We start from the raw sequence: 24,284 nt of genomic DNA, 5'->3' as shown, positions 1-24,284 counted from the left end.
TTCATCTCCGCGTCAATTCCCCGGCAGGGGTCCGGTCCGCGTCGCGGCACACCCCTTGCACGGAGCTGGGCACCCACCGATGGAGTGTCCGCGTGCCTGCCCAGAGTTCCACCGCCCCTGCCGCAAGCGGCAGCAAGCTGCCCTGGATCATCGTCGTCGTCCTGCTGCTGGCGATCGCCGGCGGGGGTGCCTGGTGGTTCATGCAGACCCGCGCGGCGCCTGCCGCGGCGGGCACCACGACGACACCAGCCAAGCCGGCGCGCCCCCCGGCCAGCTACTACGCGCTGGAGCCGGCGTTCGTGGTCAACCTGGCCGACACCGACGCGGTCCGGTACCTGCAGGCGGACGTGCAGATCATGACCCGCGACGCGGCCACCGCCGCCGCGCTCGAAGTGCACACCCCGGCAATCCGTAACCGCCTGCTGCTGCTGTTCGGCCAGCAGACCGCCGCCCAGCTGGTGCAGCGCAGCGGCAAGGAACGCCTGCAGGAAAAGGCCCGCGCCGAAGTGGTCGCGGTGCTGCGCGCCGAGTCCGCCGCCAGCAAGGTCGAGGCCGTGCTGTTCACCAGCCTGGTCACCCAGTAACGCATCCGGATACGACCCCATGAGCAGCGACCTGCTGTCACAAGACGAAATCGACGCCCTGCTGCATGGCGTCGACAGCGGCGCGGTCGACACCGAGGACGCCCCGCCGGCGCCCGGCGAGGCCCGCAGCTACGACTTCGCCAGCCAGGACCGGATCGTTCGCGGCCGGCTGCCGACGCTGGAGATGATCAACGAGCGCTTTGCGCGCACCTGGCGCATCGGCCTGTTCAACCTGCTGCGACGCTCTGCCGACCTGTCGGTGCGTGGGGTCGACCTGATGCGATTCGGCGAGTACATGCACTCGCTCCAGGTGCCCAACAACCTCAACATGGTGAAGATGAAGCCGCTGCGCGGCACCGCGCTGGTGGTGTACGAGCCGCGGCTGGTGTTCACCGTGGTCGACAACTTCTTCGGCGGCAACGGGAAGTACCACACCCGCATCGAGGGGCGCGAGTTCACCGCCACCGAGATGCGCGTCATCCAGTTGCTGCTCAAGCAGACCTTCGCCGACCTGGTCGAGGCGTGGGCGCCAGTGATGCCGGTGGAGTTCGAGTACCTCAACTCCGAGGTCAACCCGCACTTCGCCAACATCATCAGTCCGCGCGAGTACATCGTCGTCAGCCGCTTCCACGTGGAGCTCGAGGGCGGCGGTGGCGAGTTCCACGTCTCGCTGCCGTACTCGATGCTCGAGCCGATCCGCGAGCAGCTCGACGCCGGTGTGCAGAGCGACCGGGTCGAGCGCGACGAGGGCTGGACGCGTGCGATGCGCACCCAGCTGCAGGACGCCGAGGTCGAGCTGGCCTGCGCGCTGACGCAGCGCCAGATCAGCCTGCGCGAGTTGTGCCGGCTCAAGGTCGGCGACGTCATCCCGATCGACCTGCCGCAGACCGTGCAGCTGCAGGTCGAGCAGATGCCGCTGTTCTCCGGCGAGTTCGGCAGCCACAACGGCCGCAACGCGATCAAGGTCACCTCCGTCCACGCCGCCCGCTCCGTCCCCTCCCTTGCCAGCCTGACAACGCCATGAACGCACACGACTCCGCCCTTGCCGACCCGGCCCGCGCCTCGTTCGAGACGCTGACCGCCGATGCCTCCACCGGCGTCGACCTCAACCTCGACGTGATCCTCGACGTATCGGTATCGCTGTCACTGGAGGTCGGCCGCACGCGCATCCCGATCCGCAACCTGCTGCAGCTCAACCAGGGTTCCGTGGTCGAGCTGGAGCGCGGCGCCGGCGAACCGCTCGACGTGTTCGTCAACGGCACGCTGATCGCGCAGGGCGAGGTGGTCGTGGTCAACGACCGCTTCGGTGTGCGCCTGACCGACGTGGTCAGCCCGGCCGAGCGGATCAAGCGGCTGCGATGAACCCCTCGCCGATCTCCAGCGACGTGTCGGTCGCGGCGCAGACCTGGCCGCTGGCCGCGACCAGCGGCGTGGCGCGGGTCGAACCGTTGCCGCCCGCATCGGAGGCCGCTGCGTCCGCAACGTCGGCGCCTGGCACCGCCGATACGCCGGCGGCGAGCATCAATGACGCGACCGTCGCAACCACCGGCGCTGCCGCGGCGCCGGTGCCCTCGCCCGCCACTACGCGCACCGCCGCCACCGCGTTCGCCGAAGGGCAGCCGGTCGCCACGACCACCACCGCCTCCACCACCGTCGCGCCGTCGTTCGGCGAGCCGCAGAGCGGCGCCGGCATGGTCGGCACCACGGTGGTCACGCTGCTGCTGGTGATCGGTTTCATCCTGTTGTTGGCCTGGCTCGCCAAGCGGGTCCCCGGCCTGGGCGGCGCCAGCAACCCGGCACTGAAGGTCGTGGGCTCGCTGGCACTCGGGCCGCGCGAGCGGGTGGTGGTCGTGGCCGTCGGCGAGACCCAGCTGCTGCTGGCCACCGGCCCCGGCGGCACGCGCACCCTGCACACCCTCGAGCAGCCGCTGCCGATGCCCGCCAACGGCCCGTCGCCGTTCGCACAGGTGCTCGCGCAGCAGTTCGGAAAGAAGCCCGCATGAGCACGCCCCGACAGATCGTCGCCATCAAGGGCCGCCGCAGCGGCGCCGGCCTGGCGGCCCGCTTGATGCGCATCGGCGCCGTGCTGGCGATGGTGCTGGCGTTCGCCGGCTTCGTCGCACCGGCCGACGCGCAGACCGCCCCAGCGGCCGCGCAGGCCCAGGCGCAGATGCAGCCCGCTGCCGCCCCGGCCGCCAGCACGCCGTTGCCGTCGGTCAACGTCGGCAACATCGGCGGCGAGCCGGTCAGCATGCCGCTGCAGGTGCTGCTGCTGATGACGGCTATCACGCTGTTGCCGGCGGCGCTGCTGGGGCTGACCGCGTTCACCCGCATCATCATCGTGCTGGGCCTGCTGCGGCAGGCACTCGGCACCGGCCAGACCCCCAGCAACCAGGTGCTGCTTGCACTGGCGCTGTTCCTGACGGCGATGGTGATGATGCCGGTGTTCGACCAGGCCTGGGTGAGCGCGATCTCGCCCTACCTCAACGACCAGATGGAGTTCCGCCAGGCCTGGACCGCCGCGCTGGAGCCCTTCCGCGGCTTCATGCTCGGCCAGATCCGCGAGAACGACCTGATGACCTTCGCCGGCCTGTCGGGCACGGGGCCGTACGCCTCGCCGCAGGACGTGCCGTTCGGCGTGCTGGCCGCTTCGTTCCTTACCAGCGAGCTCAAGACCGCGTTCGAGATCGCGTTCCTGATCTACATCCCGTTCGTGATCATCGACCTGGTGGTCGCCAGCGTGCTGATGTCGATGGGCATGATGATGCTGTCGCCGATGATGATCTCGGCGCCGTTCAAGATCCTGCTGTTCGTGCTGGTCGACGGCTGGGTGCTGGTGGTCGGCTCGCTCGCCGCCAGCTTCAACCTCTGAGCGCGCGACGATGACGCCCGAAGTCGCCCTCACCGAAATCGGCCGCGGCCTGCAGATGGCGCTGCTGCTCGGCGCGCCGCCGCTGCTGGCGGTGCTGGTCATCGGCGTGATGGTCGGCGTGATCCAGGCCGCCACCCAGATCAACGAGCAGACGATCGCCTTCGTGGCCAAGGCCATCGCGCTGGTGGCGGTGCTGGCGCTGACCGGTCACTTCCTGCTCGGCCGGCTGGTGTCGTTCACCATCGACCTGTTCCAGCGCATCCCGCACCTGATCGGCTGATCCGCGCTCGATGGACCCGGTCACCGCCACCACCGTCGACGGGCTCAACCTGTTCGGCATGCTCGCCGCGGTGCTATGGCACCTGCTACGCATCGGCGCCGCGCTGCAGGTGCTGCCGATGGTGGGTGGACGCGGCATGCCGGTGCAGGCGCGCCTGATCCTGGCACTGGCGCTGTCCGCGGCGATGTCGACGGTACTGCCCGAACCGCCCCCGGCCGCGGTCAACGCCGCCACCGTGCTCAACGTGGTCCGCGAGTTCGCGGTCGGCATCGCGCTGGGGCTGGTGCTGCGGCTGGCTTTCGAGGCCGGGCAATTCGCCGGCGAGCTGATCAGCCAGGGCATGGGCCTGTCGTTCGCGACCATGGCCGACCCGCTCAGCGGCGCATCGTCGAACGTGCTGTCGCAGTGGTTCTTCCTGGTGTTCGGGCTGCTGTTCTTCACCCTCGACGGCCACCTGGCGCTGGTCAACCTGCTGGTCGACAGCTACCGGGCACTTCCGATCGGCACGCCACTGGCCGACCTGGGCGATTTCCTCGCCGCGCTGCCGGCGTTCTTCGGCACCTGCCTGCGCGTCGGCCTGCTGCTGGCGCTGCCGGTGATGATGGCACTGCTGGCGTCCAACCTGGCGTTCGGCGTGCTGTCGCGCGCGGCCGCCTCGCTCAATCCGATCCAGATCGGCCTGCCGGTCGCGTTGCTGGTCGGCCTGGTCCTGCTGAGCCTGCTGGCACGGGAACTGCAGGGGCCGGTGCAGCGGCTGTTCGAGGATGCCTTCCTCGCCGCCCGCGCACTGACCCCGTAGCAACCGCAGAGCAAGGCCGGCGAGCAGATGGCGAGCGAAGACAAGGACGACCGCACCGAACAACCTACCGAGAAACGCCTGCGCGAAGCCCGCGAAAAGGGCGACGTCCCGCGCTCGCGCGAACTCGGCAACGTGGCGGTGCTCGGCACCGCGACCATCGCCCTGATGATGACCGCCTCCTCGCTCGGTGCGTCCGGCCAGGGCTGGCTGCGCGATGCATTGATCCTCGACCCGGCCCTGCTTGGCCACCCCGACCGGCTGCTCGCCCACAGCGCGCGGCTGGCCGGTGGCCTGGTACTGCCGGTGCTGCCGATGCTGGCCGCCGCCCTGCTCGCCTGCCTGATCAGCCCGGCGCTGCTGGGCGGCCTGCGGTTCTCGGGCAAGGCACTGCAGCCCGACATCAAGCGGCTCAATCCGATGACCGGCCTCGGCCGCATCTACGGCAAGGAGAGCCTGGCCGAACTACTGCGTTCGCTCGCGCGCGTCGGGCTGGTACTCGGCGTCGGCGGCGCCATGGTCTACCGCGCCTTCCACAAGCTGCTGGCGATCCCCGGCATGTCGCTGGAGGAGGCCATCGCCACCGGCCTGGACACCGCGCTGTGGGCGCTGCTGGCGATGGTCGGCTCGCTCGCGTTGTTGGCCGCGATCGACGTGCCGTGGCAGCACTATCGGCACCGCAGCAAGCTGAAGATGACCAAGCAGGAGATCCGCGACGAGTTCAAGGAGATGGAGGGCAACCCGGAGGTCAAGGCCAAGGTCCGCCAGATCGCGCAGCAGATGTCGCAGCGCCGGATGATGGAGGCGGTGCCGACCGCCGACGTGGTCGTGACCAACCCGACCCACTACGCGGTCGCGCTCAAGTACGACGCCGGCAACATGCGCGCCCCGCGGGTGGTGGCCAAGGGCGTCGACGAGATGGCGCTGGCGATCCGCGACGTGGCCGGCAAGCACCGGGTCGCGGTACTGGAGGCGCCGCCGCTGGCACGCGCCTTGTATCGGCAGGCGCAGGTCGACCAGGAAATCCCGGTGAAACTCTACGCTGCCGTCGCACAGGTGCTGTCCTACGTGTACCAGCTCAGGCACTGGCACCCGTCCCACGGGCCGATGCCGGTGCTGGCCCAGGTCGACGTCGGCGCCGACGGTGCGCCGGACACGGCGGCCGGGCCTGCCAACGGTGACGGGGAGCCGACGCGATGAGCACCGGGAGCCGGCTTTCCGGCATCGCCGCCGCGATCCGCAACGGCGCCGCCGCGCCGATCATCGTGCTGGCGATGCTGGCGATGGTGGTGGTGCCGCTGTCGCCGCTGATGCTGGACGCGCTGTTCACCATCAACATCGCGCTGTCGCTGGTGGTGATGATGGCGGTGGTCTACGTCAAGCGGCCGCTCGAGTTCTCCGTGTTCCCCAGCGTGCTGCTGATGGTCACGCTGCTGAGGCTGGGCCTGAACGTCGCCTCCACCCGCGTGGTGCTGCTGCACGGCCACGAAGGCCCCGCCGCGGCCGGCCACGTGATCGAGTCGTTCGCGCAGTTCGTGATCGGGGGCAGCTACGCGGTCGGCCTGATCGTCTTCGCGATCCTGACCATCGTGAACTTCGTGGTGGTGACCAAGGGTTCGGGGCGCATCTCGGAAGTCTCGGCCCGCTTCATCCTCGACGCGTTGCCCGGCAAGCAGATGGCGATCGACGCCGACCTCAATGCCGGCCTGCTGTCGCGCGAGGACGCCCGCGCGCGCCGCGAGGAAGTGCGCGAGGAGGCCGACTTCTACGGCTCGATGGACGGTGCCAGCAAGTTCGTCCGTGGCGACGCCATCGCCGGCCTGCTGATCCTGGTGATCAACCTGGTCGGCGGCATCCTGATCGGCCTGCTGCAGCACGACATGGCCTTCGGCGACTCGGCCCAGACCTACACGCTGCTCGCGATCGGCGACGGCCTGGTGGCGCAGCTGCCGGCACTGCTGATCTCCACGGCCGCGGCAATGCTGGTCACCCGCGCGACCCGCGAGCAGGACATGGGCCCGGCGGTACGCAAGCAGGTGTTCGGGCAGAAGCGCGCACTGATCGTCGCCGCGTTGTTGATGGGGCTCGTCGGCATCGTGCCGGGCATGCCCAACCTGCCGTTCCTGGTGCTGGCCGCGGTGCTCGGCTATGCGGCGTGGCGGCTGCACAAGCGCGGCGCGACCGATGCGCGGGTCGAGGACGAGGCCGCCGAGCTGGCGTCCGCGCCGACCACCGCCGAACTGAGCTGGGACGAGGTGCGCCCGGTCGAGCCGCTCGGGCTGGAGGTCGGATACAAGCTGATCGCGCTGGTCGACAAGAGCCAGGGCGGCGAACTGCTGGCGCGCCTGAAAGGCGTGCGCCGCAAGCTGACCCAGGACCTGGGCTTCCTGATCCCGGCCGTGCACGTGCGCGACAACCTGGAGCTGGCGCCCGGCCAGTACCGCATCCTCGTCCACGGCGTGCCGGTGGCGACCGGCGAGCTGCATGCCGACCGTGAGCTCGCCCTCGATCCAGGCCGGGTGTTCGGCCCACTGGAAGGCATCCCCGGCAAGGACCCGGCGTTCGGGCTGGACGCGGTCTGGATCCAGAAGAGCCAGCACGCGCACGCCGAGTCGCTGGGCTACACCGTGGTCGACGCCGCCACCGTGGTGGCCACCCACCTGTCCCACGTGGTGCGCGAGCGCGCCGCCGAACTGCTCGGCCACGAGGAGGCGCAGCAGCTGCTCAACAGTGTCGGCAAGGCGGCGCCCAAGCTCGTCGAGGAATTGACGCCCAAGCTGCTGCCGCTGTCGGTGGTGGTGCGCGTGCTGCAGTCGCTCTTGGTGGAGAAGGTGCCGCTGCGGCAGATGCGGCAGATCGTCGAGGCGATGCTGGAGCACGGCGCCCACACCCAGGACCCGGCCACGCTGACCGCCGCGGTCCGCACCGCGCTGGGCCGCTTCATCGTGCAGGAGCTCAACGGGCTCAACCCGGAACTGCCCGTCTACACCCTGGCGCCAGCGCTGGAACGGGTATTGCAGGACTCGGTCAACGGCCAGGGGGCCGCGTTGGAACCCGGACTTGCCGAGCGGCTGCACCAGAACCTCAGCGAGTGCGTGACCCAGCAGGAAGGCCGCGGCGAACCCGCGGTGCTGCTGGTCCCGGCGGGCATCCGCGCAACCATCGCGCGGCTGGTCCGCCACAGCGTCCCCGCGCTGTCGGTGCTGGCCTACACGGAAGTGCCGGAAGACAAACGGTTGCGCCTGGTCGGCGCGATCGGCTGAACACAACGAGGCACCGCCACGGCGGTGCAGGACGCAACGAGAACGGCACACGCCGGAGTGGTCAGGGGTAGTTGATGAGAATCAAGCGATTCATTGCCAGCGACATGCGCACCGCGCTGCGGATGGTCCGCGACGAACAAGGCCCGGATGCGGTGATCCTCTCCAACCGTCCGTGTCCGGAAGGGGTGGAGGTGGTCTCGGCCACCGACTACGACGAGGCGCTTGTGCACCAGGCCCTTCGTGCGGCGACGCCGCGGATCTCGCCGACCACCGCCAATGCCGCGCCGGCAGCCGCCGCCGAACCCGCCGCGGTGCCTTCCGCCGCGGTGCCTTCCGCCGCGCGCGCCGCGGCCTCCACGGCCCCCGCCCCTTCGGTCCGCGAAACGCTCGCCACCCGTGCCCGCGCGGTGTTCAAGATCGGCGACACGGTCCGTCCGGCCTCCAACGAACCGACCCTGGCCGAGCTCACCTCCGGCGCCTCGCACGGCGACACCGCGCGCAACGATGCCACTGTGGCCGAGGCCGGCCAGAGCCGCTTCGACGCGATGATGGCCGCGCTCGGCGCGGTGCCGGCCAACGTCGCCGACGCCGAACCCGCCAACGACGTGGTCAGCCTGTCGCCCGCCGCGCTTGCGCCGGCCGCACAGATGCCGGCCACCCCGGTTTCCCCGCCTGCGCCGCCGCGGCAGCACCCGTCGCCGGAGGCTGCGGAGGCCGCCGCTGCGCCGCAGGTCCATGTCACGCCCGCCCCGAAGCTCGAGCTGAGCCTGGAGCCGTTGCCCGAGCCGGCGCCCGAAGCAGAACCCGCGCACCCGTCAGCCACCGCCGAGGCGATCGAACTGTCGCTCGCACCGGTCGCCGAACTGGACGACAGCACCGACGCAGTCGCGCGGCACGACGAGGCCGCCGAGGCCGCCGCGACCGACCGCCACCTCCACGCCGTCCCGCGCTGGGACGCCGATCCCGCCGTCGCCGCGATGCGCGAGGAACTGGCCACCATGCGCCACTTGATCGAGCGCGAGATGGGGCAGTTCGCGGTTGAGCGACTGCGCGGCTCGCCGGCGCGCGCCGCGGCATTCGACACCCTGCTGGGCTACGGCTGCGACGAAACGCTGGCGCAGACCCTGGCAGCGAAGATCGACCCGGCGCTGGACCCGGCGCGGGTGCATGCCCCGATGCTGGCCGAGCTGGCGCGGATGCTGACCATCAGCCGCGAGGAGCCTATCGACGACGGTGGCGTGATCGCCCTGGTCGGCCCGACCGGTGCCGGCAAGACCACCACCGCGGCCAAGCTCGCCGCCCGCTTTGCCGCCCGCCACAGGGCCCGCGACGTGGCGCTGGTGACCACCGACTTCGAGCGCGTCGGCGCCTGCGAGCAGCTGCACGCCCACGGCCGCCGCCTCGGCATCACCGTCTGCGAGGCCAACGGCCCCGAGGCGCTGCAGCAGACCCTGGACCAGTTGCAGGACTACCCGCTGGTGGTGGTCGATACCGCCGGCTATGGCGCCCGCGACCGCGCCCTGCTCGGCCAGATCACCTGGCTGCGCGCCACCCGCAACGTGCGCAGCCTGCTGGTGCTGCCGGCCAATGGCCACCCGCACGACATGAACGAGGTGGTCCGCCGGTACCGCATGGCCACGCCCGAGGGCGTGGTGCTGACCAAGCTCGACGAGACCGGCCGCCTCGGCGCCGCGCTGTCGACCGTGATCCGCAACGGCCTGAGCCTGGCCTACACCACCGCCGGACAGCAGGTCGCGACCGACCTCGCCCACGCCGACGCCTCCCGCCTCGTGCTGCAACTGGAGAAATTGCGCCGTGCTGCCGATAACCCCCTTGCCACCGAGGACCGTCATGCCGTCGCCTGACCACAATCCCGCTTTCCCGGCGACGCAGCCCGGCGCTGCGCCGGAGTCCGTGCGCCCCGCTCCCGTCAGAGTGATCGCGGTCGCCAGCGGCAAGGGCGGCGTCGGCAAGACCAACGTCTCGGTCAACCTCGCGCTGTCGCTGCAGAACGCCGGCCAGCGCACCCTGCTGCTGGACACCGACCTGGGCCTGGCCAACGTCGACGTGATGCTCGGGCTGTCGCCCCGCTTCACCCTGGCCGATGTGCTGGCCGGTCGCTGCGAGCTGCGCGACACATTGCTTGAAGGCCCCGGCGGGATGTGGATCGTCCCGGCCGCTTCCGGCAAGCGCCACATGACCGAGCTGCTGCCGCAGCAGCACGTCGGCCTGGTGCACGCCTTCAGCCAGCTGGACGTGCCGATCGACACCATGGTGGTCGACAACGCGGCCGGCATCGCAGACGGCGTGCTGACCTTCTGCCAGGCGGCGCAGGACGTGATCGTGGTGGTCTGCGACGAGCCGGCCTCGGTCACCGATGCCTACGCGCTGATCAAGGTGCTCAGCCGCGACCGCGGCGTCAGCCGGGTGCAGATCCTCGCCAACCAGGTGCAGCACGCGGCCGAGGGGCGCCAGCTGTTCGACAAGCTGCAGCGCGTCACCTCCAAGTTCCTCGACGTGACCCTCAACTACCTGGGCGCGATCCCGCGCGACGAATGGCTGCGCCGCGCAGTGCAGCGGCAGGAAGCGGTGGTCGACGCGTTCCCGTCGGCACCCGCCTCGGCCGCGTTCCGCGACATCGCCCGGCGTGCCGGCCAGTGGCAGAGCCCGCCGGGCCCGCGCGGCCACGTCGAGTTCTTCATGGAGCGCCTGATCGCGCAACCGTCCCGGAGTGCCGCCGCATGAGCACCGCCGCAGCCGCCTACCGCGCCCACCAGCCCAGCGACACCGCGCTCATCGTCGAGCGCCACGGCGAGCTGGTGCGCCGCATCGCCCACCACCTCGCCGCGCGCCTGCCGGCGAGCGTCGAGGTCGACGACCTGATCCAGGCCGGCATGCTTGGCCTGATCGACGCCGGTCGCAATTTCCAGGCCGACCAGGGCGCGGCGTTCGAGACCTACGCCAGCATCCGCATCCGCGGCGCGATGATCGACGAGATCCGCCGTGGCGACTGGGTGCCGCGCTCGGTCCATCGCAAGTACCGCGACGTGGTCGCCGCCACCCGCGGTGTCGAGCAGGACACCGGCCGTGCCGCCTCCGCGCAGGAGGTCGCCGCCCGGCTCGAGGTATCGCTCGACGAGTACCACCGCATGCTGGAGGACGCCGCGCGCGGCCAGCTGATCAGCCTGGATGCGCACCTGGAGGAGCACGACGGCGAGCCGCGGCTGGCGTCCACCGCCAACGCGACCCCGGCGCGCGAGTTCGAGCACTCCGCGTTCCGCGAAGCCCTCGGCGGCGCCATCGGCGACCTGCCCGAACGCGAGCAGCTGGTGCTGTCGCTGTACTACGAGCAGGAGCTCAACCTGCGCGAGATCGGCGCGGTGCTGTCGATCAGCGAGTCGCGGGTCTGCCAGATCCACGGCCAGGCGATGTTGCGCCTGCGCGCGCGCCTGGGCGACTGGCGCGAGGAAGCCCAGCTCGACCAGGACGTCTGACTGCGCCGCTGCCCCCCATTCCCGAACACCCGCACGAGCCTGACCCATGGAAAAGAACATCAAGATCCTCATCGTCGACGACTTCTCGACCATGCGCCGCATCGTCAAGAACCTGCTCAACGACCTGGGCTTCTTCAACACCACCGAGGCCGACGACGGCACCAGCGCGCTGGTCGAGCTGCGCAAAGGTCCGTTCGACCTGGTGATCACCGACTGGAACATGCCCGGCATGCCCGGCATCGACCTGCTCAAGGCGATCCGCGCCGACGCCACCCTGGCCAAGACCCCGGTGCTGATGGTGACGGCCGAGGCCAAGCGCGAGCAGATCATCGAGGCCGCCCAGGCTGGCGTGAACGGCTACGTGATCAAGCCGTTCACCGCGGCCACGCTGGGCGACAAGCTCGGCAAGATCTGGGAGCGGCTGGAGAGCGCGGCGTGAGCACCGATGCCGGTTCGCCGGCCACGGCCATCCCCGTGCAGGACCGCCAGCTGATCACGCGGCGCCTGCATGCGGCGCTGTGGGCGCTCGAGCACGACGACCATGCCGGCTGGCGGGCCAACGTGGACGAGCTGATCCAGTGGCGCACGCAGCCGTTCGTGCAGGGCCTGGCGCGGATCGCGCGCGAGCTGGAACTGGCGCTCGGCGGCCCCGCCGAACACACCGGCCACGGCTCGCTGCCGGACGCCTGCGCCCGCCTGGAGCACGTGGTGACCCTCACCGAGACCGCCAGCATGCGCACCCTGGACCTGATCCAGGAATGCTCGGGCCTGCTTGGCAAGCTGCAGGAAGGGCACGCCACCCAGGTCGACGCCATTGCCGGCATCCGCGAGCGGCTGTCGGAAATGACCGCCGCGCAGGGGTACCAGGACCTCACCGGGCAGATCATCCTGCGCGTGGTCGAGCTGGTGCGCGCCGTGCAGGAAGGCCTCGGCGACGTCACCGGCCCGAGCGAGCCGCTGCACCTGTCCAATCGCGGCAATGGCCCGTCGATCGCCGGACTGGACGCCGCCCCGGCGACCCAGGACGACGCCAACGAATTGCTGTCCTCGCTGGGACTCTGACGCCCATGCGCCGCCGCACCCATTCCTGTAGGAGCGACGTCAGTCGCGACCCGCGAACCATTGAGGTACGCCGCGACACCGCGACGATCGCGGGGGCGGCCATCGTGCGCGTCCTGGATTGGCGCCGTCCATCCGGTTGTCAGTGGTTCGCGACTGACGTCGCTCCTACGGCGGCAGGGGGCAGGCCATGAATGCTGCATTTGAAGACGACACCGGCAACGATATCTGCGCGGACTTCCTGATCGAGGCGCGCGAGATCCTCGACCAGCTGGGCGAGCAGATGGTCGCGCTGGAGCGCAGCCCGGCCGACCGCGAATGCCTCAATGCGGTGTTCCGCGGCTTCCACACCATCAAGGGCGGTGCCGGCTTCCTCGACTTCCCGCCGATGGTGGCGATCTGCCATGCGGTCGAGGACCGCCTCAATGCCGCCCGCAGCGGCGAGGTGCCGCTCGACGCCGAGGCCTTCGACGGTGCCCAGCAGTCGCTCGACCTGCTGGTGGACCTGCTCGATTGCGTCGCCGCCGGCGAAGTGCTGATGCCGGCGCCGCAGGGCCTGCTCGACGCCCTGCGTGCCGGTGCATCGGCGACCGCGACGGCACAGGCGGACGCCAGCGGCCCGGCTGCCGGCGGTGACGACATCGACGATCTCGACTTCGAAGCGCTGCTGGACAGCCTGCACGGCAACGGCGGCATTCCCGGCATCCAGGCTGATGGCGCGCCGGGGACGTCGGCCGTATCCGATTCCCCGACCGCGGGCAGCCCACCGGCGGTGCCACTACCGGCACCCGCTGCACCCGCCGCGCCGCGCAAGCCCGCCGCCGCCGCGCACCAGGAAGACCCGACGGTCCGCGTGGACGTGCGCCGGCTGGACGCGATGGTCAACCTGGTCGGCGAGCTCGTGCTCGCGCGCAACCGGCTCAAGACGATCCGCCCGCGCCTGCGCGACGACGAACTCGACCGCGCGGTGACCACGCTGGACGCGGCCACCTCGCGGCTGCAGTCGGCGGTGATGATGGCGCGCATGCAGCCGGTCGGCCGCGTGTTCTCGCGGTTCCCCAAGCTCGCACGCGACGTCGCCCGCCAGTTGCAGAAGAAGGTCGAGCTGGAGGTCATCGGCGCGGAGACCGAGCTGGACCGCAACCTCGTCGAGGCCTTGTCGGACCCGCTGGTGCACCTGGTCCGTAACGCGATAGACCACGGCATCGAAAGCCCCGACGACCGCCTGGCCGCCGGCAAGCCCGCGCAGGGCCAGGTGGTGCTGAGCGCGCAGCAGGAAGGCGACCACGTCGCCATCGAGGTGCGCGACGACGGTGCGGGCATCGACCCCGACCGGATCCGCGACAGCGCCGTGCGCAAGGGCCTGATAGAACCCGAGGCCGCGGCACGGCTCACTCCCGACGAGTGCCTGCAGCTGGTCTTCATGGCCGGCTTCTCCACCCGCGCGGAGGTCAGCGACCTGTCAGGGCGCGGCGTCGGCATGGACGTGGTGCAGTCGAAGATCCGCGAACTGTCGGGCGAGGTGCAGATCCAGTCCGAACCCGGTCGCGGCAGCCGCTTCCAGATCCGCGTCCCGCTGACGCTGGCGATCCTGCCGACCCTGCTGGTCGAACTGGCCGGCGACGTCTACGCGCTGCCGCTGGTGCGCGTGGTCGAAGTGCTGTCGCACGAGCGCGGCGCGGCGATGCAGGTCGACGGCCAGACCGTGCTGGACCTGCGCGAGCAGCCGGTGCCACTGCTGTCGCTGCGGCGGTGGCTCGGCGTACCCGAGACGACGTTGGCCGACTCCACCGCCGTGGTGCTGCAGTCCGGCGAGCAGCGATTCTGCCTGTCGGTCGACAGCGTGCGCGGGCGCGAGGAAGTGGTGATCAAGGCCTTGCCTCGGACGCTGCGCGGGCTGGCCGGCTACGCCGGCGCCAGCCTGATCGGCGACGGCCGCATGGCGCTGATCCTCGACGTCGACGCGCTGTACCGCACCGGCGTGCGCGGGGGTCGCTGAGCGATGGCGACCTCAAGAATCCGGCCCACGAACCGATAACGCGGACAATGGACAGGCTCAGCATCATCGGCACCGTACTGGCGATTGGCGCCCTGCTGGGCGGCAGCGTGCTCAAGGGCGCGGGGCTGTCCGGCCTCTGGTCGCCGGCGGCCTTCGTGATCGTGGTGCTCGGCACCATCGCGGCGATCCTGGTGCAGACGCCGATGGACACCTTCAAGCGTGCCCTGCGCATCGTGCGCTGGGTATTCCAGCCGCCGATGCAGGACCGCACCGCGATCATCTCGCGCATCGTCGAGTGGAGCGGCACCGCCCGCCGCCAGGGCCTGCTCGGGCTGGAGGCGGAGGTGCAGGCGCTGGAGGATCCGTTCCTGCGCAAGGGCCTGCAGATGGTGGTCGACGGCGTCGAGCCCGAGGCGATCCGGCAGATGCTGGAGATCGAGCTGCACGGCCAGTCCGACCGCGACGTCGCCGCCGCCAAGGTGTTCGAGGGGATGGGCATCTACGCGCCGACGCTGGGCATCATCGGCGCGGTGCTGGGCCTGATGGCGGTCATGAAGAACCTCGCCGACCCGAGCCAGCTCGGCCACGGCATCGCCGCCGCGTTCACCGCGACGATCTACGGCATCGGCCTGGCCAACCTGGCGCTGCTGCCGATCGCGAGCAAGCTCAAGGGCCTGATCGGCCACCAGGCGCAGGAGCGCGAGATGATCGTCGAGGGGCTGATCGCGATCGCCCAGGGCGAGAACCCGCGCAACATCGAGGCGCGGCTCAACGGCTTCGTCCACTGAGGCGCCGCGCATGGGTCGCCGCCATCGCCACGAGGAGCACCAGAACCACGAGGCCTGGGCGATCCCGTACGCCGACCTGATGACGCTCCTGTTGGCCTTCTTCGTGGTCATGTACGCGATCTCCTCGCTCAACGAGGGCAAGTACCGCGTGCTGGCCGATTCGCTGTCGTCGGCCTTTGGCGGCGCGCCGCGCACCATCTCGCCGATCCAGCTTGGCCAGACCCAGCTGCGCGGTTCCTCGTTCGACCGTCCGTCGATGCAGACGCCCGATTCCAAGGCCGGGCCATCGGCCGCGACCCCGATCAACTCGCCGCGCATGCTGCAGGTGCTCGACATGCCGACCTTCGGGCAGACGGCCCGCGCCACGGCCGCCGCGATGCAGGCGGCCGAGGGACCGCAGAGCCGGCGCGCCGAGCAGCTGCAGTCGATCGGAAAGCGCATCCAGGAAGCGCTGTCGGACCTGGTTCGCCGCAAGCTGGTGACGGTGCGTCGCAGCGAGACCTTCCTGGAGGTCGAGATCCAGAGCGACATCCTGTTCGCCAGCGGCGTCGCGGTACCCAGCGCGGTGGCAACCGAAACCGTGCGCCGGCTGGCCGGCGTGCTGCGCGACGAGCCCAACGCCGTGCGCGTGGAGGGCTATACCGACGACCAGCCGATCCGCACCGTGCAGTTCCCGTCCAACTGGGAGCTGTCGGCAGCGCGCGCCGGCAGCGTCGTGCACGAGCTGATCGGCGCCGGTGTCGGCCCCGAGCGGCTGGCCGTGGTCGGTTTCGGCGAGCACCAGCCGGTTGCCGACAACGCCACCGCCGAGGGTCGCAACGCCAACCGCCGCGTGCTGCTGGTGATCCTCGCCGCGCCGCAGGGCCCCGATGCCGTCACCGAGCGGATGCCGCCGGTGATGGCCGATGCCAGCGACGTGCAACCGCTTTTCCCGCTGCCCGACGCCGCGGCCGGCGGCAGCGCCCTGGGAGCCCCCTGACATGCAGACCTGGGCCATCGCCAACCAGAAAGGCGGCGTCGGCAAGACCACCACCTCGCTATGCCTGGCGCGCGGCCTCGCCGCCGATGGCGCCCGCGTGGTGCTGATCGACCTCGACCCGCATGCCTCGCTGACCCGCGCGTTCGCGGTGCCGACCGACCCGCCGCCGGCGGGTAGCCACGACCTGTTCAACACGGGTGGCGCCGCCGAGCTGCGCTCGCTCGCACGCGGCACCGCCATCGACAACCTGTTGCTGGTCGCCGCGCAGCCGGCGCTGGCGACGCTGGAGCGCCGGGGCGCGACCCAGGCCGGGCTCGGCCTGTCGATCGGCCGCGCGCTGCATGCCGCCCGCGCCAACTTCGACTACGCCGTGCTCGACTGCCCGCCCACGCTGGGCCTGTTGATGGTCAATGCCCTGGCGGCGGCGGACCGGCTGGTGGTGCCGACCCAGACCGATCCGCTCGCCCTGCACGGCCTGGCCGACATGCTGCGCACCGCCGACATGGTCGAGCGCTCGCGCCGGCGGCCGTTGCCGCGGCACGTGCTGCCGACGCTGTATGACCGCCGTACCCGTTCGGGCGTGCAGAGCCTGGACCGGCTGCACGAGCTGTACGAGGGCCGGGTCTGGCCGAAGGCGATCCCGATGGACACTCGGCTGCGCGACCCCGCCACGCTGACCGCGGCCGAGCTGCCCACCGGGCGCGGCGCCGACGCCTACCGCTCCGCACTCAACTGGCTGCTTGCCGCGATGCCGCGGCAGCAGGAGGCCGCATGACCACCCTGGCGGTCGATGCCTACCTGGACGAGTTGCTGTGCGACGTCGCCGATGTCGCGGCCCTGCCTGCGATGCCCGGCATCGCGATGACCGCGCCGGCTGCGGCACACCCCGCGCCCGGGCCCGCAGTGGTCGCCGCGCCCGTCGTTGCAGAGCAGCCCCCACCTGCGTCCGCCGCGCGACAGGCCCCGGCAGACATGCCGCGGCACACCTCGCCCGATGCGTCCGCCACGGTACCCCACCGGCTGGCGCGACCTTCGGGTTCCGGCCGCTGGCTGCGCCTGGGCATCGGCCGTGACCACTACGCATTCGAACTGCTCCGCGTGCAGGAGGTGGTCCGCGTGGCACCGATCGTCGCGATGCGCAACGCCCCGCCGGCCGTGCTCGGCGTGATGAACCTGCGCGGGCGCATCGTCCCGGTGTTCGACCTGGGCCGCTGGCTCGGCAGCGCCGACGTGGTCGAAAGCGAGCAGTCGCGCATCGTCGTTGTCGAACGCGACGACGAGCTGATCGGCGTACTGGTGACCGCGGTCGAGGACGTTGCCACGCTGGCGCGCGAGCACATCGAGCCGCCGCTGTCGGGCAGCGATGCCGGCGCGATCCTCGGGATCGCCCGGATCGGCCGCAGTCCGGTCGTGCTGCTGGATGCGAACGCGCTGTTCGCGTAAGCCGCCCGAACGGGGCGTTCCCCTCAAGTCCGCCACAACACCGCCGTTAATCCTCACGACATCCCGCCGCCCGACGCCCGCCACCATGACCCAACTGTCGCTGCAACCCGACCTCGGCATCGAGCACGTCGCCGAACTGCAGGCCACGCTGCTGCCGCACCTCGAGGACGACGCGCCGGTGCAGCTGGCCGGCGACCAGGTACGGCGCGTGCACGCGGCCGGGCTGCAGCTGCTGCACGCCTTCGTGCGCGACCGCGCCGCGGCGGGCCGCAGCACCATCGTCACCCTCGCCTCGCCGACCCTGGCCGACGCCGCGCGTTCGCTCGCGCTCGCCGCCAGCCTCGGCGTAGATACACCCTCCGGAGACCCCGCGTGAGCGCCAACCTACTGATCGTCGACGACTCCACCTCCATGCGGCAGATGGTCGCGTTCGCACTGTCATCGGGCGGCTTCAACGTGCGCGAGGCCGAAGACGGCCAGGCCGCGCTCGACATCGCCCGCACCGCGTCGTTCGACGCGGTCGTCACCGACGTCAACATGCCGCGGATGGACGGAATCGAGCTCATCCGCCAGCTGCGCCAGCTGCCCAACTACAAGTTCACGCCGCTGCTGATGCTCACCACCGAGTCCGGCGGCGACAAGAAGATGGAAGGCAAGGCCGCGGGCGCAACCGGCTGGCTGGTCAAGCCGTTCGACCCCGACCAGCTGCTCGCCACGGTCCGCAAGGTCCTGGGCTGAGGGAGCCCGGCGCCATGGACATCACCCAGTTCCACGCCGCGTTCTTCGAGGAGAGCCGCGAAGGCCTCGACGCGATGGAGTCCGGCCTGCTGGGACTGGAGGCCGGTGGCGCCAGCGCCGACGTCGTCAACGTCATCTTCCGCGCCGCGCACTCGATCAAGGGTGGCGCGGCGACGTTCGGCTTTGGCCGGGTCACCGACCTGACCCACCTGCTGGAAACCCTGCTCGACCAGGCCCGCAGCGGCCAGCGCGTGCTGGACGGCAGCGCCGTGGGCGTGCTTCTGGAAGCGGTCGACGTGCTGCGTGGCCTGCTCGCCGCCGCCGAACAGGGCGACGGCGACGGTGACGGCGCGATCGACCACGCGGCCCTCGCGCATGCGCGCGCCGGGCTGGACCGGATCCTCGCCGGCGCGTCGCCGGAAACGGTGGACGGCGCCGCGGGCGGTTCCGACGCATCAATGACGGCCGGCGGCCCGGACCACTGGCGCATCGGCTTCCGCCCGGAGCCGTCGCTGTTCATGAGCGGCAACGACCCGCTGCGGATCCTGCGCGAGCTCGAAAGCCTCGGAGAGCTCGGCGCGACCTGCCTGGACGACCGCCTGCCACCGTTTTCCGAACTCGACCCGTTCGAGGCCCACCTGGCGTGGGACCTCATGCTGCCCGGCAGCGTCGCCCGCGGTGCGATCGACGAGGCGTTCGCCTGGGTCGAGGACCAGTGCGAGCTGACCATCGACGCGGTCCAGCCGGAGGCGGCCGCTGCTGCACCGGATGCCGACGATGCGGCCGCGGCTACCGCGCCCGCCCTCGGCGCGGACGCCGCGGACGTGCCCGCGCGCCGCGCCAGCGACGCCGAGACCTCGATCCGCGTGGCCGTCGCCAAGGTCGACGCCCTGATCAACCTGGTCGGCGAACTCGTGATCACCCAGGCAATGCTGCGCCAGCAGTCCAGTGGGCTGGACCCGAACACACATGAAGCGCTGCTGGGCGGCCTGGAGCAGCTGGACCGCAACACCCGCGACCTGCAGGAAGCGATCATGGGCGTGCGCATGCTGCCGGTGGAGTTCGCCTTCAGCCGGTTCCCGCGTATGGTGCGCGACCTCGCAACCCGGCTCGACAAGAAGGTAAGGCTGAAGACGAGGGGCGAGGCGACCGAGCTGGACAAGGGCGTGATCGAGAAGATCGTCGACCCGCTGGTGCACCTGATGCGCAACGCGATCGACCACGGCCTGGAAATGCCGGCCGAACGCGTCGCCGCGGGCAAGGACGAGACCGGCACCATCAGCATGAGCGCGGCCCACCAGGGCGGGCACATCATCATCGAGGTCGGCGACGACGGTAAGGGCCTGGATCGCGAGCGCATCCTGCGCAAGGCGGCCGAGCGCAACCTGCCGGTGCCGGCCGACCCCACCGACGCCCAGGTCTGGGACCTGGTGTTCCACCCCGGCTTCTCCACCGCCGACGCGTTGACCGACCTGTCGGGCCGCGGCGTCGGCATGGACGTGGTCAAGAGCAACATCGTCGCGCTCGGTGGCCAGGTCGAGATCCGCAGCGAGAAGGGCGTCGGCACCACCGTGTCGATCCGCCTGCCGCTGACGCTGGCGATCCTCGACGGCATGTCGGTGGCGGTCGGCGACGAGGTCTTCATCCTGCCACTGAACATGGTGATCGAATCGCTGCAGCCCGGCCCGGGCGAGATCCGCACGATCGCCAATGACACCCGCGTGCTGAAGGTGCGCGAGGACTACCTGCCTCTCGTCAACCTGCGCGAGCAGTACCGCCTGCCCCACCCGGCTGGCGCTGGCGCCGCCGCCAACGCCGCGACCCCGGCGCCGATCGCGGTGGTGGTGGAAAGCGACGGCCGCAAGCTGGCGCTGGAGGTCGACGAGCTGCTCGGCCAGCAGCAAGTGGTGGTCAAGAACATCGAGGCCAACTACCGCCGCATCGCCGGTGTGTCGGGCGCGACCATCCTCGGCGACGGCCGGGTCGCGCTGATCGTCGACGCCGGCGGACTGGCGCAGTCCAATCCCCTCCCGTCGGCCGCCTGAGCGCCGCCGGACCGCAACCAAGGACCCACCATGAGCAGCTTCCGCCCCGACTCGATGACCCGCCAGCCCACACCGGGCCTGGACGGCGACGGTGCCAGCAACGAGTTCCTGACCTTCGCCCTGGGCGAGGAGGAATACGGCGTCGACATCCTCAAGGTGCAGGAGATCCGCGGCTACGACGCGGTGACCCGCTTGCCCGACGCACCGGAGTACATCAAGGGCGTGATCAACCTGCGCGGCGTGATCGTGCCGGTGATCGACATGCGGCTGAAGTTCCGCCTGGCCGCCGACTACAACCCGCTCACGGTGATGATCGTGCTGAACGTCGCCGACCGCGTGGTCGGCATCGTGGTCGACAGCGTGTCGGACGTGGTGCGCCTGTCCGCCGAGCAGATCCGCGAGGTGCCCGAGCTGGGCGCGACCATCGACCGCCAGTTCCTGACCGGAATCGGTACCCTCGACGAGCGGATGCTGATCCTGCTCGACATCGAGCGGTTGATGGGCAGCAGCGAGATGGGCCTGGTGGCCGAGGCGCTGGCGGCCTGACCGCACGATCCACGAAACGAAAAACGCGCCCCGGAAGGCGCGTTTTTTTTTGTCGCAACGCAAGGCCGCCGGTTGCCCGGCGGCATCGTGCCCTTACAGCGCGAAGTCGAGGCGCACCTTGCCGCGACCGCCGCCCGGAGCGAACGACCACTTCTTGACCGCGGCCACCGCCGAGCGCTCGAACACGCGGGCCGGCTGGGCGTTGACGACCGAGACGCTCTCGACCTTGCCGGCGGCGTCGACCGAGAACTCGACCTCGACGAAGCCCTGGGTACCGGCGCGGACGGCTTCGGCCGGGTACTCGGGCTCGACCCGCTTGATCGGCTTGAGGTCGGGGGAGGCGAAGGCGGGGGCGACGAATGCCACGGCCAGCGCGGCGACGAAGAACGAACGCAACATGGGGATGACTCCTTGAAGGGAACTGCCTGGGGGTTGCCCCTTCCATCGGCCGCGAATGCGGGAACTTGTGCGAGCCGCGGCAGAACTGTGACGAGCACCACGCTTGCCGAATGCCTCCCGTTCAGGCGCAACACGCCGCCGGGTGTTCCGCCCCGGTCCGCCGCCTCGCCGCAACCTAAAGTTTCGCCGGCGCAGGCCGATGGTCGGGTAGTCGACCCAGCCAGCGGTCACCATTGCCGAGGTTTCCATGTCACACCGCGCACCCCCTTCCCTGCTCGACCAGGCGCTTGCGCCAGCCACCCGCCTGATGGCGCGGTTGCGCTTCGGGCAGAAGGCCATGGTGATCGGCGCCGCCTTCACGGTGACGTGCGTCGTGCTGGGCGGCATGGTCATCGTCAACGCCGCGACCCAGTTGTCCGATGCGCGCCTGCAACGCGAGACGGTCGCCCCCATCGCGCGCCTGCACCGCTCGATGCAGTCGATGCACCTGTTCCGGCAGCTGATGGTGCGCAAGGGTGCCGGTGACGACGTGGCGGACGCCGAAATCGAGACGGCCCATTCCGCGGCGTCGTCGGACCTGGCCACTGCCAAGCAGTGGGCGCTGGCCAACCTGCCGCCGTCGGATGCCCTGGCCGCCTCGTTCGACGAGGCCGAGACTGCCTGGCAGGCCGCCAAGGGTGAGCATCCCGACGTGGCCAGTGCCGCCGCAGCGCGCGACCTGGCCGCGTCCGAACTGCGCGAGGTCATCGGGCTGATGGCCGACGTCTCGGGCCTGTCGCGCGCCAACGCATCCGGCACGCTCTACACCAGCAGCGTCGCCACCGAGTGGCTGCCGACGCTGGCCGAATACACCTCGCAACAGGCCGCCATCTCGATGGTCGTGCTCGGCGCCGGCAGCATCTGGGTGGATGACCGCACAACGCTGGCGATTACCCGCAACATGCAGGACTTCCTGCGAAAGCGCGCGACGCTGGACGTCGCCAACGCCGCGCTGGCAATGCCGGAGCTTGAGGCCAAGGTCGGCCAGCGCCTGCAGACCGCGTTGGCTGCGGTGGACAAGCAGACCGCCTATATCCAGGAGCACATCCTCGACGCGCCGATGCCGGAGAAACCCGTCAGTGCGATGGCCGCGCGCGAGGAAGCCACCCGCGTGGCACTGACCGCGGCCCTGATCGGCGCCAACAACGGTCTTTCGGACGCGATCACCGCCGAGATCAACGCGCTGCAGTTGCGGCTGTGGCTGATCACCCTGTTCACGCTCGCCACGCTGCTGATTGCCGCCTACCTGTTCCTGGGCTTCATCCGCGGCACCCGGTTGTCGCTGCAGCACATCCGTCGCGTGGCCGAGTCGGTCGGCGCCGGCGAGTTCCCCGAGCGCGTGCGGGTGGACGGCAAGGACGAACTGGCCGACATCGCCGCCAGCCTGGATAACGCGGTGTCCAACCTGCGTCGGTTCGCCGATGCCCAGCGGTCGCTGTTCAATGCACACCAGGCCGGCGACGTCGACGAGCGCCTCGACGGCGCCGCGTTCCCCGGCTCGTTCGGCACCATGGCCGAAGAGATCAACACCCTCGTCGGCTCGCACATCGAGCTGCAGAACCGGGTGGTGGCGATCGTCGATGCGTATGGCCGCGGCGACCTGTCCGAGGACATCGAGCGGCTGCCCGGGCAGAAGGCGCGCGTCACCGAGGCGGTGGACGAGGTCAAGGCCCGCATGCTTGCGGTCAACAGCGAGATCAAGACGCTGGTCGACGCCGCCGTGGCCGGCGACTTCAGCCGCCGTGGCGAGGCCGCGCGCTTCGAGTTCGTGTACCGCGAGATGATCGACGGCCTCAACGCCCTGATGGAAAGCGCAGACCACGGCATCGACGAGGTCGGCCAGCTGCTCGGCGCGGTCGCCGACGGCGACCTCAGCCGCAGCGCCGACGCCAACCTGCCCGGCCAGTTCGGGGAGCTCGCGCGCAACGCCAACGGCGCGATCCGCCAGCTGGCAGTGGTGGTCGGCCGCATCCGCGACGGCAGCGATGCGATCAGCGCCGCCGCCGGCGAGATCACCGCCGGCAACAACGACCTGTCGCAGCGCACCGAACAGCAGGCCGCGTCGCTGGAGGAAACCGCCTCGTCGATGGAAGAGCTGACGTCCACCGTCAAGCAGACCGCCGACAACGCGCGACAGGCCAACCAGCTGGCGATCGGGGCTGCCGACGTCGCCGAACAGGGTGGCAAGGTCGTCGGTCAGGTCGTGCATACCATGAGCGCGATCAACGATTCCTCGCGCAAGATCAACGACATCATCGGCGTGATCGACGGCATCGCGTTCCAGACCAACATCCTCGCGCTCAATGCTGCGGTCGAGGCCGCGCGCGCCGGCGAACAGGGCCGCGGCTTCGCGGTGGTCGCCTCGGAGGTGCGTAGCCTCGCCCAGCGCTCGGCCAACGCCGCCAAGGAGATCAAGCAGTTGATCACCGATTCGGTCGGCAAGGTCGAGGAAGGCACGGCGCTGGTCGACCGCGCCGGCAAGACCATGGACGAGATCGTCGGCAGCGTGAAGCGCGTGACCGACATCATCGCCGACATCTCGGCCGCCTCGCAGGAGCAGAGCAGCGGGATCGAGCAGGTCAACCAGGCGATCCTGCAGATGGACGAGGGCACCCAGCAGAACGCCGCACTGGTCGAGGAGGCCTCGGCCGCCGCGCGCAGCCTTGAGCAGCAGTCCGGCCAGCTGGTCCAGGCGGTCGCCGCGTTCCGCCTCGCCGCCGACGAGGAGCACCTGCAACCGGCGACGATCGTGCGGGTGGCCCAACCGGTCGCCGCTCCGGCCCCGGCACCCGTGCCGACCACCCCGGCCGCGCGTGCCGCCGCCCCGGTACGCCCGGTCCGCCGCGCAAGCGTCAGGCCGGCCACGGCTGACCAGGACTGGCAGGAGTTCTGACCGCCGCGCCAGGCCACAACTTGAAGCAACGGCGAGGCCGCGTCCCAGGACGCGGCCTTCGTCGTCA

General features: G+C 70.6%; 25 protein-coding genes. 24 read left to right on the top strand and 1 reads right to left on the bottom strand.

Features of this window, described 5'->3' with window-relative positions:
• Nucleotides 1–92: 92 nt before the first annotated feature.
• The 23 genes from KOD61_RS03310 (at nucleotide 93) to KOD61_RS03200 (ending at nucleotide 20,886) form a co-directional block, all read left to right on the top strand.
• Nucleotides 93–584: a flagellar basal body-associated FliL family protein gene (locus KOD61_RS03310; RefSeq protein ID WP_215219643.1), complete on the top strand. Its 492-nt coding sequence runs from the start codon at nucleotides 93–95 to the stop codon at nucleotides 582–584.
• Between the two features lie 19 nt (nucleotides 585–603).
• Nucleotides 604–1,608, top strand: a complete 1,005-nt coding sequence (gene fliM / locus KOD61_RS03305) for a flagellar motor switch protein FliM (RefSeq protein WP_215219642.1) — start codon at nucleotides 604–606, stop codon at nucleotides 1,606–1,608.
• On the top strand, nucleotides 1,605–1,946 hold the full coding sequence (fliN, locus tag KOD61_RS03300) for a flagellar motor switch protein FliN (RefSeq protein WP_215219641.1): 342 nt from the start codon (nucleotides 1,605–1,607) through the stop codon (nucleotides 1,944–1,946). The genes fliM and fliN overlap by 4 nt, the downstream gene beginning before the upstream one ends.
• Nucleotides 1,943–2,587 (top strand): flagellar biosynthetic protein FliO, encoded by a 645-nt coding sequence (gene fliO / locus KOD61_RS03295; RefSeq protein WP_215219640.1) that lies wholly within the window; start codon nucleotides 1,943–1,945, stop codon nucleotides 2,585–2,587. Before fliN ends, fliO begins: the two co-directional genes overlap by 4 nt.
• Before the next feature lie 89 nt (nucleotides 2,588–2,676).
• Nucleotides 2,677–3,456: a flagellar type III secretion system pore protein FliP gene (gene fliP / locus KOD61_RS03290; RefSeq protein ID WP_251370684.1), complete on the top strand. Its 780-nt coding sequence runs from the start codon at nucleotides 2,677–2,679 to the stop codon at nucleotides 3,454–3,456.
• A gap of 10 nt (nucleotides 3,457–3,466) precedes the next feature.
• The gene (locus KOD61_RS03285) at nucleotides 3,467–3,736 is read left to right on the top strand and encodes a flagellar biosynthetic protein FliQ (RefSeq protein WP_215219639.1); all 270 of its coding nucleotides are present in this window, start codon (nucleotides 3,467–3,469) and stop codon (nucleotides 3,734–3,736) included.
• A 10-nt stretch (nucleotides 3,737–3,746) separates the two neighbouring features.
• Complete coding sequence (fliR, locus tag KOD61_RS03280; RefSeq protein ID WP_215219638.1) at nucleotides 3,747–4,535, top strand: flagellar biosynthetic protein FliR; 789 nt, start codon at nucleotides 3,747–3,749, stop codon at nucleotides 4,533–4,535.
• A gap of 27 nt (nucleotides 4,536–4,562) precedes the next feature.
• Nucleotides 4,563–5,732 (top strand): flagellar biosynthesis protein FlhB, encoded by a 1,170-nt coding sequence (gene flhB / locus KOD61_RS03275; protein ID WP_215219637.1) that lies wholly within the window; start codon nucleotides 4,563–4,565, stop codon nucleotides 5,730–5,732.
• Nucleotides 5,729–7,795 carry a flagellar biosynthesis protein FlhA gene (gene flhA / locus KOD61_RS03270; protein WP_215219636.1) on the top strand — a complete coding sequence of 689 codons (2,067 nt, stop codon included), beginning with the start codon at nucleotides 5,729–5,731 and terminating at the stop codon, nucleotides 7,793–7,795. Before flhB ends, flhA begins: the two co-directional genes overlap by 4 nt.
• Nucleotides 7,796–7,869: 74 nt before the next feature.
• Nucleotides 7,870–9,660 (top strand): flagellar biosynthesis protein FlhF, encoded by a 1,791-nt coding sequence (locus tag KOD61_RS03265; RefSeq protein WP_215219635.1) that lies wholly within the window; start codon nucleotides 7,870–7,872, stop codon nucleotides 9,658–9,660.
• Nucleotides 9,647–10,540: a MinD/ParA family protein gene (locus tag KOD61_RS03260; protein WP_215219634.1), complete on the top strand. Its 894-nt coding sequence runs from the start codon at nucleotides 9,647–9,649 to the stop codon at nucleotides 10,538–10,540. The genes KOD61_RS03265 and KOD61_RS03260 overlap by 14 nt, the downstream gene beginning before the upstream one ends.
• Nucleotides 10,537–11,289: an RNA polymerase sigma factor FliA gene (locus KOD61_RS03255; RefSeq protein ID WP_215219633.1), complete on the top strand. Its 753-nt coding sequence runs from the start codon at nucleotides 10,537–10,539 to the stop codon at nucleotides 11,287–11,289. Before KOD61_RS03260 ends, KOD61_RS03255 begins: the two co-directional genes overlap by 4 nt.
• A 46-nt stretch (nucleotides 11,290–11,335) precedes the next feature.
• Nucleotides 11,336–11,728, top strand: coding sequence for a chemotaxis response regulator CheY (cheY, locus tag KOD61_RS03250; RefSeq protein ID WP_215219632.1), 393 nt, complete (start codon nucleotides 11,336–11,338; stop codon nucleotides 11,726–11,728).
• The gene (locus KOD61_RS03245; protein WP_251370638.1) at nucleotides 11,725–12,351 is read left to right on the top strand and encodes a protein phosphatase CheZ; all 627 of its coding nucleotides are present in this window, start codon (nucleotides 11,725–11,727) and stop codon (nucleotides 12,349–12,351) included. The genes cheY and KOD61_RS03245 overlap by 4 nt, the downstream gene beginning before the upstream one ends.
• 187 nt (nucleotides 12,352–12,538) lie before the next feature.
• The gene (locus KOD61_RS03240) at nucleotides 12,539–14,347 is read left to right on the top strand and encodes a chemotaxis protein CheA (protein ID WP_215219631.1); all 1,809 of its coding nucleotides are present in this window, start codon (nucleotides 12,539–12,541) and stop codon (nucleotides 14,345–14,347) included.
• 47 nt (nucleotides 14,348–14,394) lie between these two features.
• Nucleotides 14,395–15,135, top strand: a complete 741-nt coding sequence (locus KOD61_RS03235) for a flagellar motor protein (RefSeq protein ID WP_215219630.1) — start codon at nucleotides 14,395–14,397, stop codon at nucleotides 15,133–15,135.
• Between the two features lie 10 nt (nucleotides 15,136–15,145).
• The gene (motD, locus tag KOD61_RS03230; RefSeq protein WP_215219629.1) at nucleotides 15,146–16,114 is read left to right on the top strand and encodes a flagellar motor protein MotD; all 969 of its coding nucleotides are present in this window, start codon (nucleotides 15,146–15,148) and stop codon (nucleotides 16,112–16,114) included.
• A gap of 1 nt (nucleotide 16,115) precedes the next feature.
• A complete protein-coding gene (locus tag KOD61_RS03225) occupies nucleotides 16,116–16,889 on the top strand; it encodes a ParA family protein (RefSeq protein WP_215219628.1) in 774 nt (257 codons plus the stop codon).
• The gene (locus KOD61_RS03220; RefSeq protein WP_215219627.1) at nucleotides 16,886–17,557 is read left to right on the top strand and encodes a chemotaxis protein CheW; all 672 of its coding nucleotides are present in this window, start codon (nucleotides 16,886–16,888) and stop codon (nucleotides 17,555–17,557) included. The genes KOD61_RS03225 and KOD61_RS03220 overlap by 4 nt, the downstream gene beginning before the upstream one ends.
• Before the next feature lie 85 nt (nucleotides 17,558–17,642).
• The gene (locus KOD61_RS03215; protein ID WP_215219626.1) at nucleotides 17,643–17,933 is read left to right on the top strand and encodes an STAS domain-containing protein; all 291 of its coding nucleotides are present in this window, start codon (nucleotides 17,643–17,645) and stop codon (nucleotides 17,931–17,933) included.
• Nucleotides 17,930–18,295 (top strand): response regulator, encoded by a 366-nt coding sequence (locus KOD61_RS03210; protein ID WP_215219625.1) that lies wholly within the window; start codon nucleotides 17,930–17,932, stop codon nucleotides 18,293–18,295. Before KOD61_RS03215 ends, KOD61_RS03210 begins: the two co-directional genes overlap by 4 nt.
• Before the next feature lie 14 nt (nucleotides 18,296–18,309).
• Nucleotides 18,310–20,340, top strand: a complete 2,031-nt coding sequence (locus tag KOD61_RS03205) for a chemotaxis protein CheA (protein WP_215219624.1) — start codon at nucleotides 18,310–18,312, stop codon at nucleotides 20,338–20,340.
• Nucleotides 20,341–20,394: 54 nt separating this feature from the next.
• A complete protein-coding gene (locus tag KOD61_RS03200; protein ID WP_215220262.1) occupies nucleotides 20,395–20,886 on the top strand; it encodes a chemotaxis protein CheW in 492 nt (163 codons plus the stop codon).
• Between the two features lie 93 nt (nucleotides 20,887–20,979).
• On the opposite strand, the gene KOD61_RS03195 is transcribed toward KOD61_RS03200, so the two are convergent.
• Nucleotides 20,980–21,285, bottom strand: coding sequence for an energy transducer TonB (locus tag KOD61_RS03195; RefSeq protein WP_215219623.1), 306 nt, complete (start codon nucleotides 21,283–21,285; stop codon nucleotides 20,980–20,982).
• A gap of 247 nt (nucleotides 21,286–21,532) precedes the next feature.
• Between KOD61_RS03195 and KOD61_RS13080 the strand changes: the two genes are divergently transcribed.
• The gene (locus tag KOD61_RS13080; protein WP_215219622.1) at nucleotides 21,533–24,217 is read left to right on the top strand and encodes a methyl-accepting chemotaxis protein; all 2,685 of its coding nucleotides are present in this window, start codon (nucleotides 21,533–21,535) and stop codon (nucleotides 24,215–24,217) included.
• Nucleotides 24,218–24,284: the final 67 nt, after the last annotated feature.

This window comes from Lysobacter luteus (assembly GCF_907164845.1).
GTDB lineage: Bacteria > Pseudomonadota > Gammaproteobacteria > Xanthomonadales > Xanthomonadaceae > Novilysobacter > Novilysobacter luteus.
This window is presented reverse-complemented; position numbering and strand designations above follow the sequence as displayed.

Coding starts and splice junctions, on each gene's coding strand:
- KOD61_RS03285 (WP_215219639.1), top strand. CDS start 3,467: ATGACGCCCGAAGTCGCCCTCACCGAAATCGGCCGCGGCCTGCAGATG.
- KOD61_RS03255 (WP_215219633.1), top strand. CDS start 10,537: ATGAGCACCGCCGCAGCCGCCTACCGCGCCCACCAGCCCAGCGACACC.
- KOD61_RS03260 (WP_215219634.1), top strand. CDS start 9,647: ATGCCGTCGCCTGACCACAATCCCGCTTTCCCGGCGACGCAGCCCGGC.
- KOD61_RS03235 (WP_215219630.1), top strand. CDS start 14,395: ATGGACAGGCTCAGCATCATCGGCACCGTACTGGCGATTGGCGCCCTG.
- KOD61_RS03220 (WP_215219627.1), top strand. CDS start 16,886: ATGACCACCCTGGCGGTCGATGCCTACCTGGACGAGTTGCTGTGCGAC.
- fliO (WP_215219640.1), top strand. CDS start 1,943: ATGAACCCCTCGCCGATCTCCAGCGACGTGTCGGTCGCGGCGCAGACC.
- fliM (WP_215219642.1), top strand. CDS start 604: ATGAGCAGCGACCTGCTGTCACAAGACGAAATCGACGCCCTGCTGCAT.
- KOD61_RS03205 (WP_215219624.1), top strand. CDS start 18,310: ATGGACATCACCCAGTTCCACGCCGCGTTCTTCGAGGAGAGCCGCGAA.
- fliP (WP_251370684.1), top strand. CDS start 2,677: ATGGTGCTGGCGTTCGCCGGCTTCGTCGCACCGGCCGACGCGCAGACC.
- KOD61_RS03265 (WP_215219635.1), top strand. CDS start 7,870: ATGAGAATCAAGCGATTCATTGCCAGCGACATGCGCACCGCGCTGCGG.
- KOD61_RS03240 (WP_215219631.1), top strand. CDS start 12,539: ATGAATGCTGCATTTGAAGACGACACCGGCAACGATATCTGCGCGGAC.
- fliR (WP_215219638.1), top strand. CDS start 3,747: ATGGACCCGGTCACCGCCACCACCGTCGACGGGCTCAACCTGTTCGGC.
- KOD61_RS13080 (WP_215219622.1), top strand. CDS start 21,533: ATGTCACACCGCGCACCCCCTTCCCTGCTCGACCAGGCGCTTGCGCCA.
- KOD61_RS03195 (WP_215219623.1), bottom strand. CDS start 21,285: ATGTTGCGTTCGTTCTTCGTCGCCGCGCTGGCCGTGGCATTCGTCGCC.
- fliN (WP_215219641.1), top strand. CDS start 1,605: ATGAACGCACACGACTCCGCCCTTGCCGACCCGGCCCGCGCCTCGTTC.
- flhA (WP_215219636.1), top strand. CDS start 5,729: ATGAGCACCGGGAGCCGGCTTTCCGGCATCGCCGCCGCGATCCGCAAC.
- flhB (WP_215219637.1), top strand. CDS start 4,563: ATGGCGAGCGAAGACAAGGACGACCGCACCGAACAACCTACCGAGAAA.
- KOD61_RS03215 (WP_215219626.1), top strand. CDS start 17,643: ATGACCCAACTGTCGCTGCAACCCGACCTCGGCATCGAGCACGTCGCC.
- KOD61_RS03225 (WP_215219628.1), top strand. CDS start 16,116: ATGCAGACCTGGGCCATCGCCAACCAGAAAGGCGGCGTCGGCAAGACC.
- motD (WP_215219629.1), top strand. CDS start 15,146: ATGGGTCGCCGCCATCGCCACGAGGAGCACCAGAACCACGAGGCCTGG.
- cheY (WP_215219632.1), top strand. CDS start 11,336: ATGGAAAAGAACATCAAGATCCTCATCGTCGACGACTTCTCGACCATG.
- KOD61_RS03200 (WP_215220262.1), top strand. CDS start 20,395: ATGACCCGCCAGCCCACACCGGGCCTGGACGGCGACGGTGCCAGCAAC.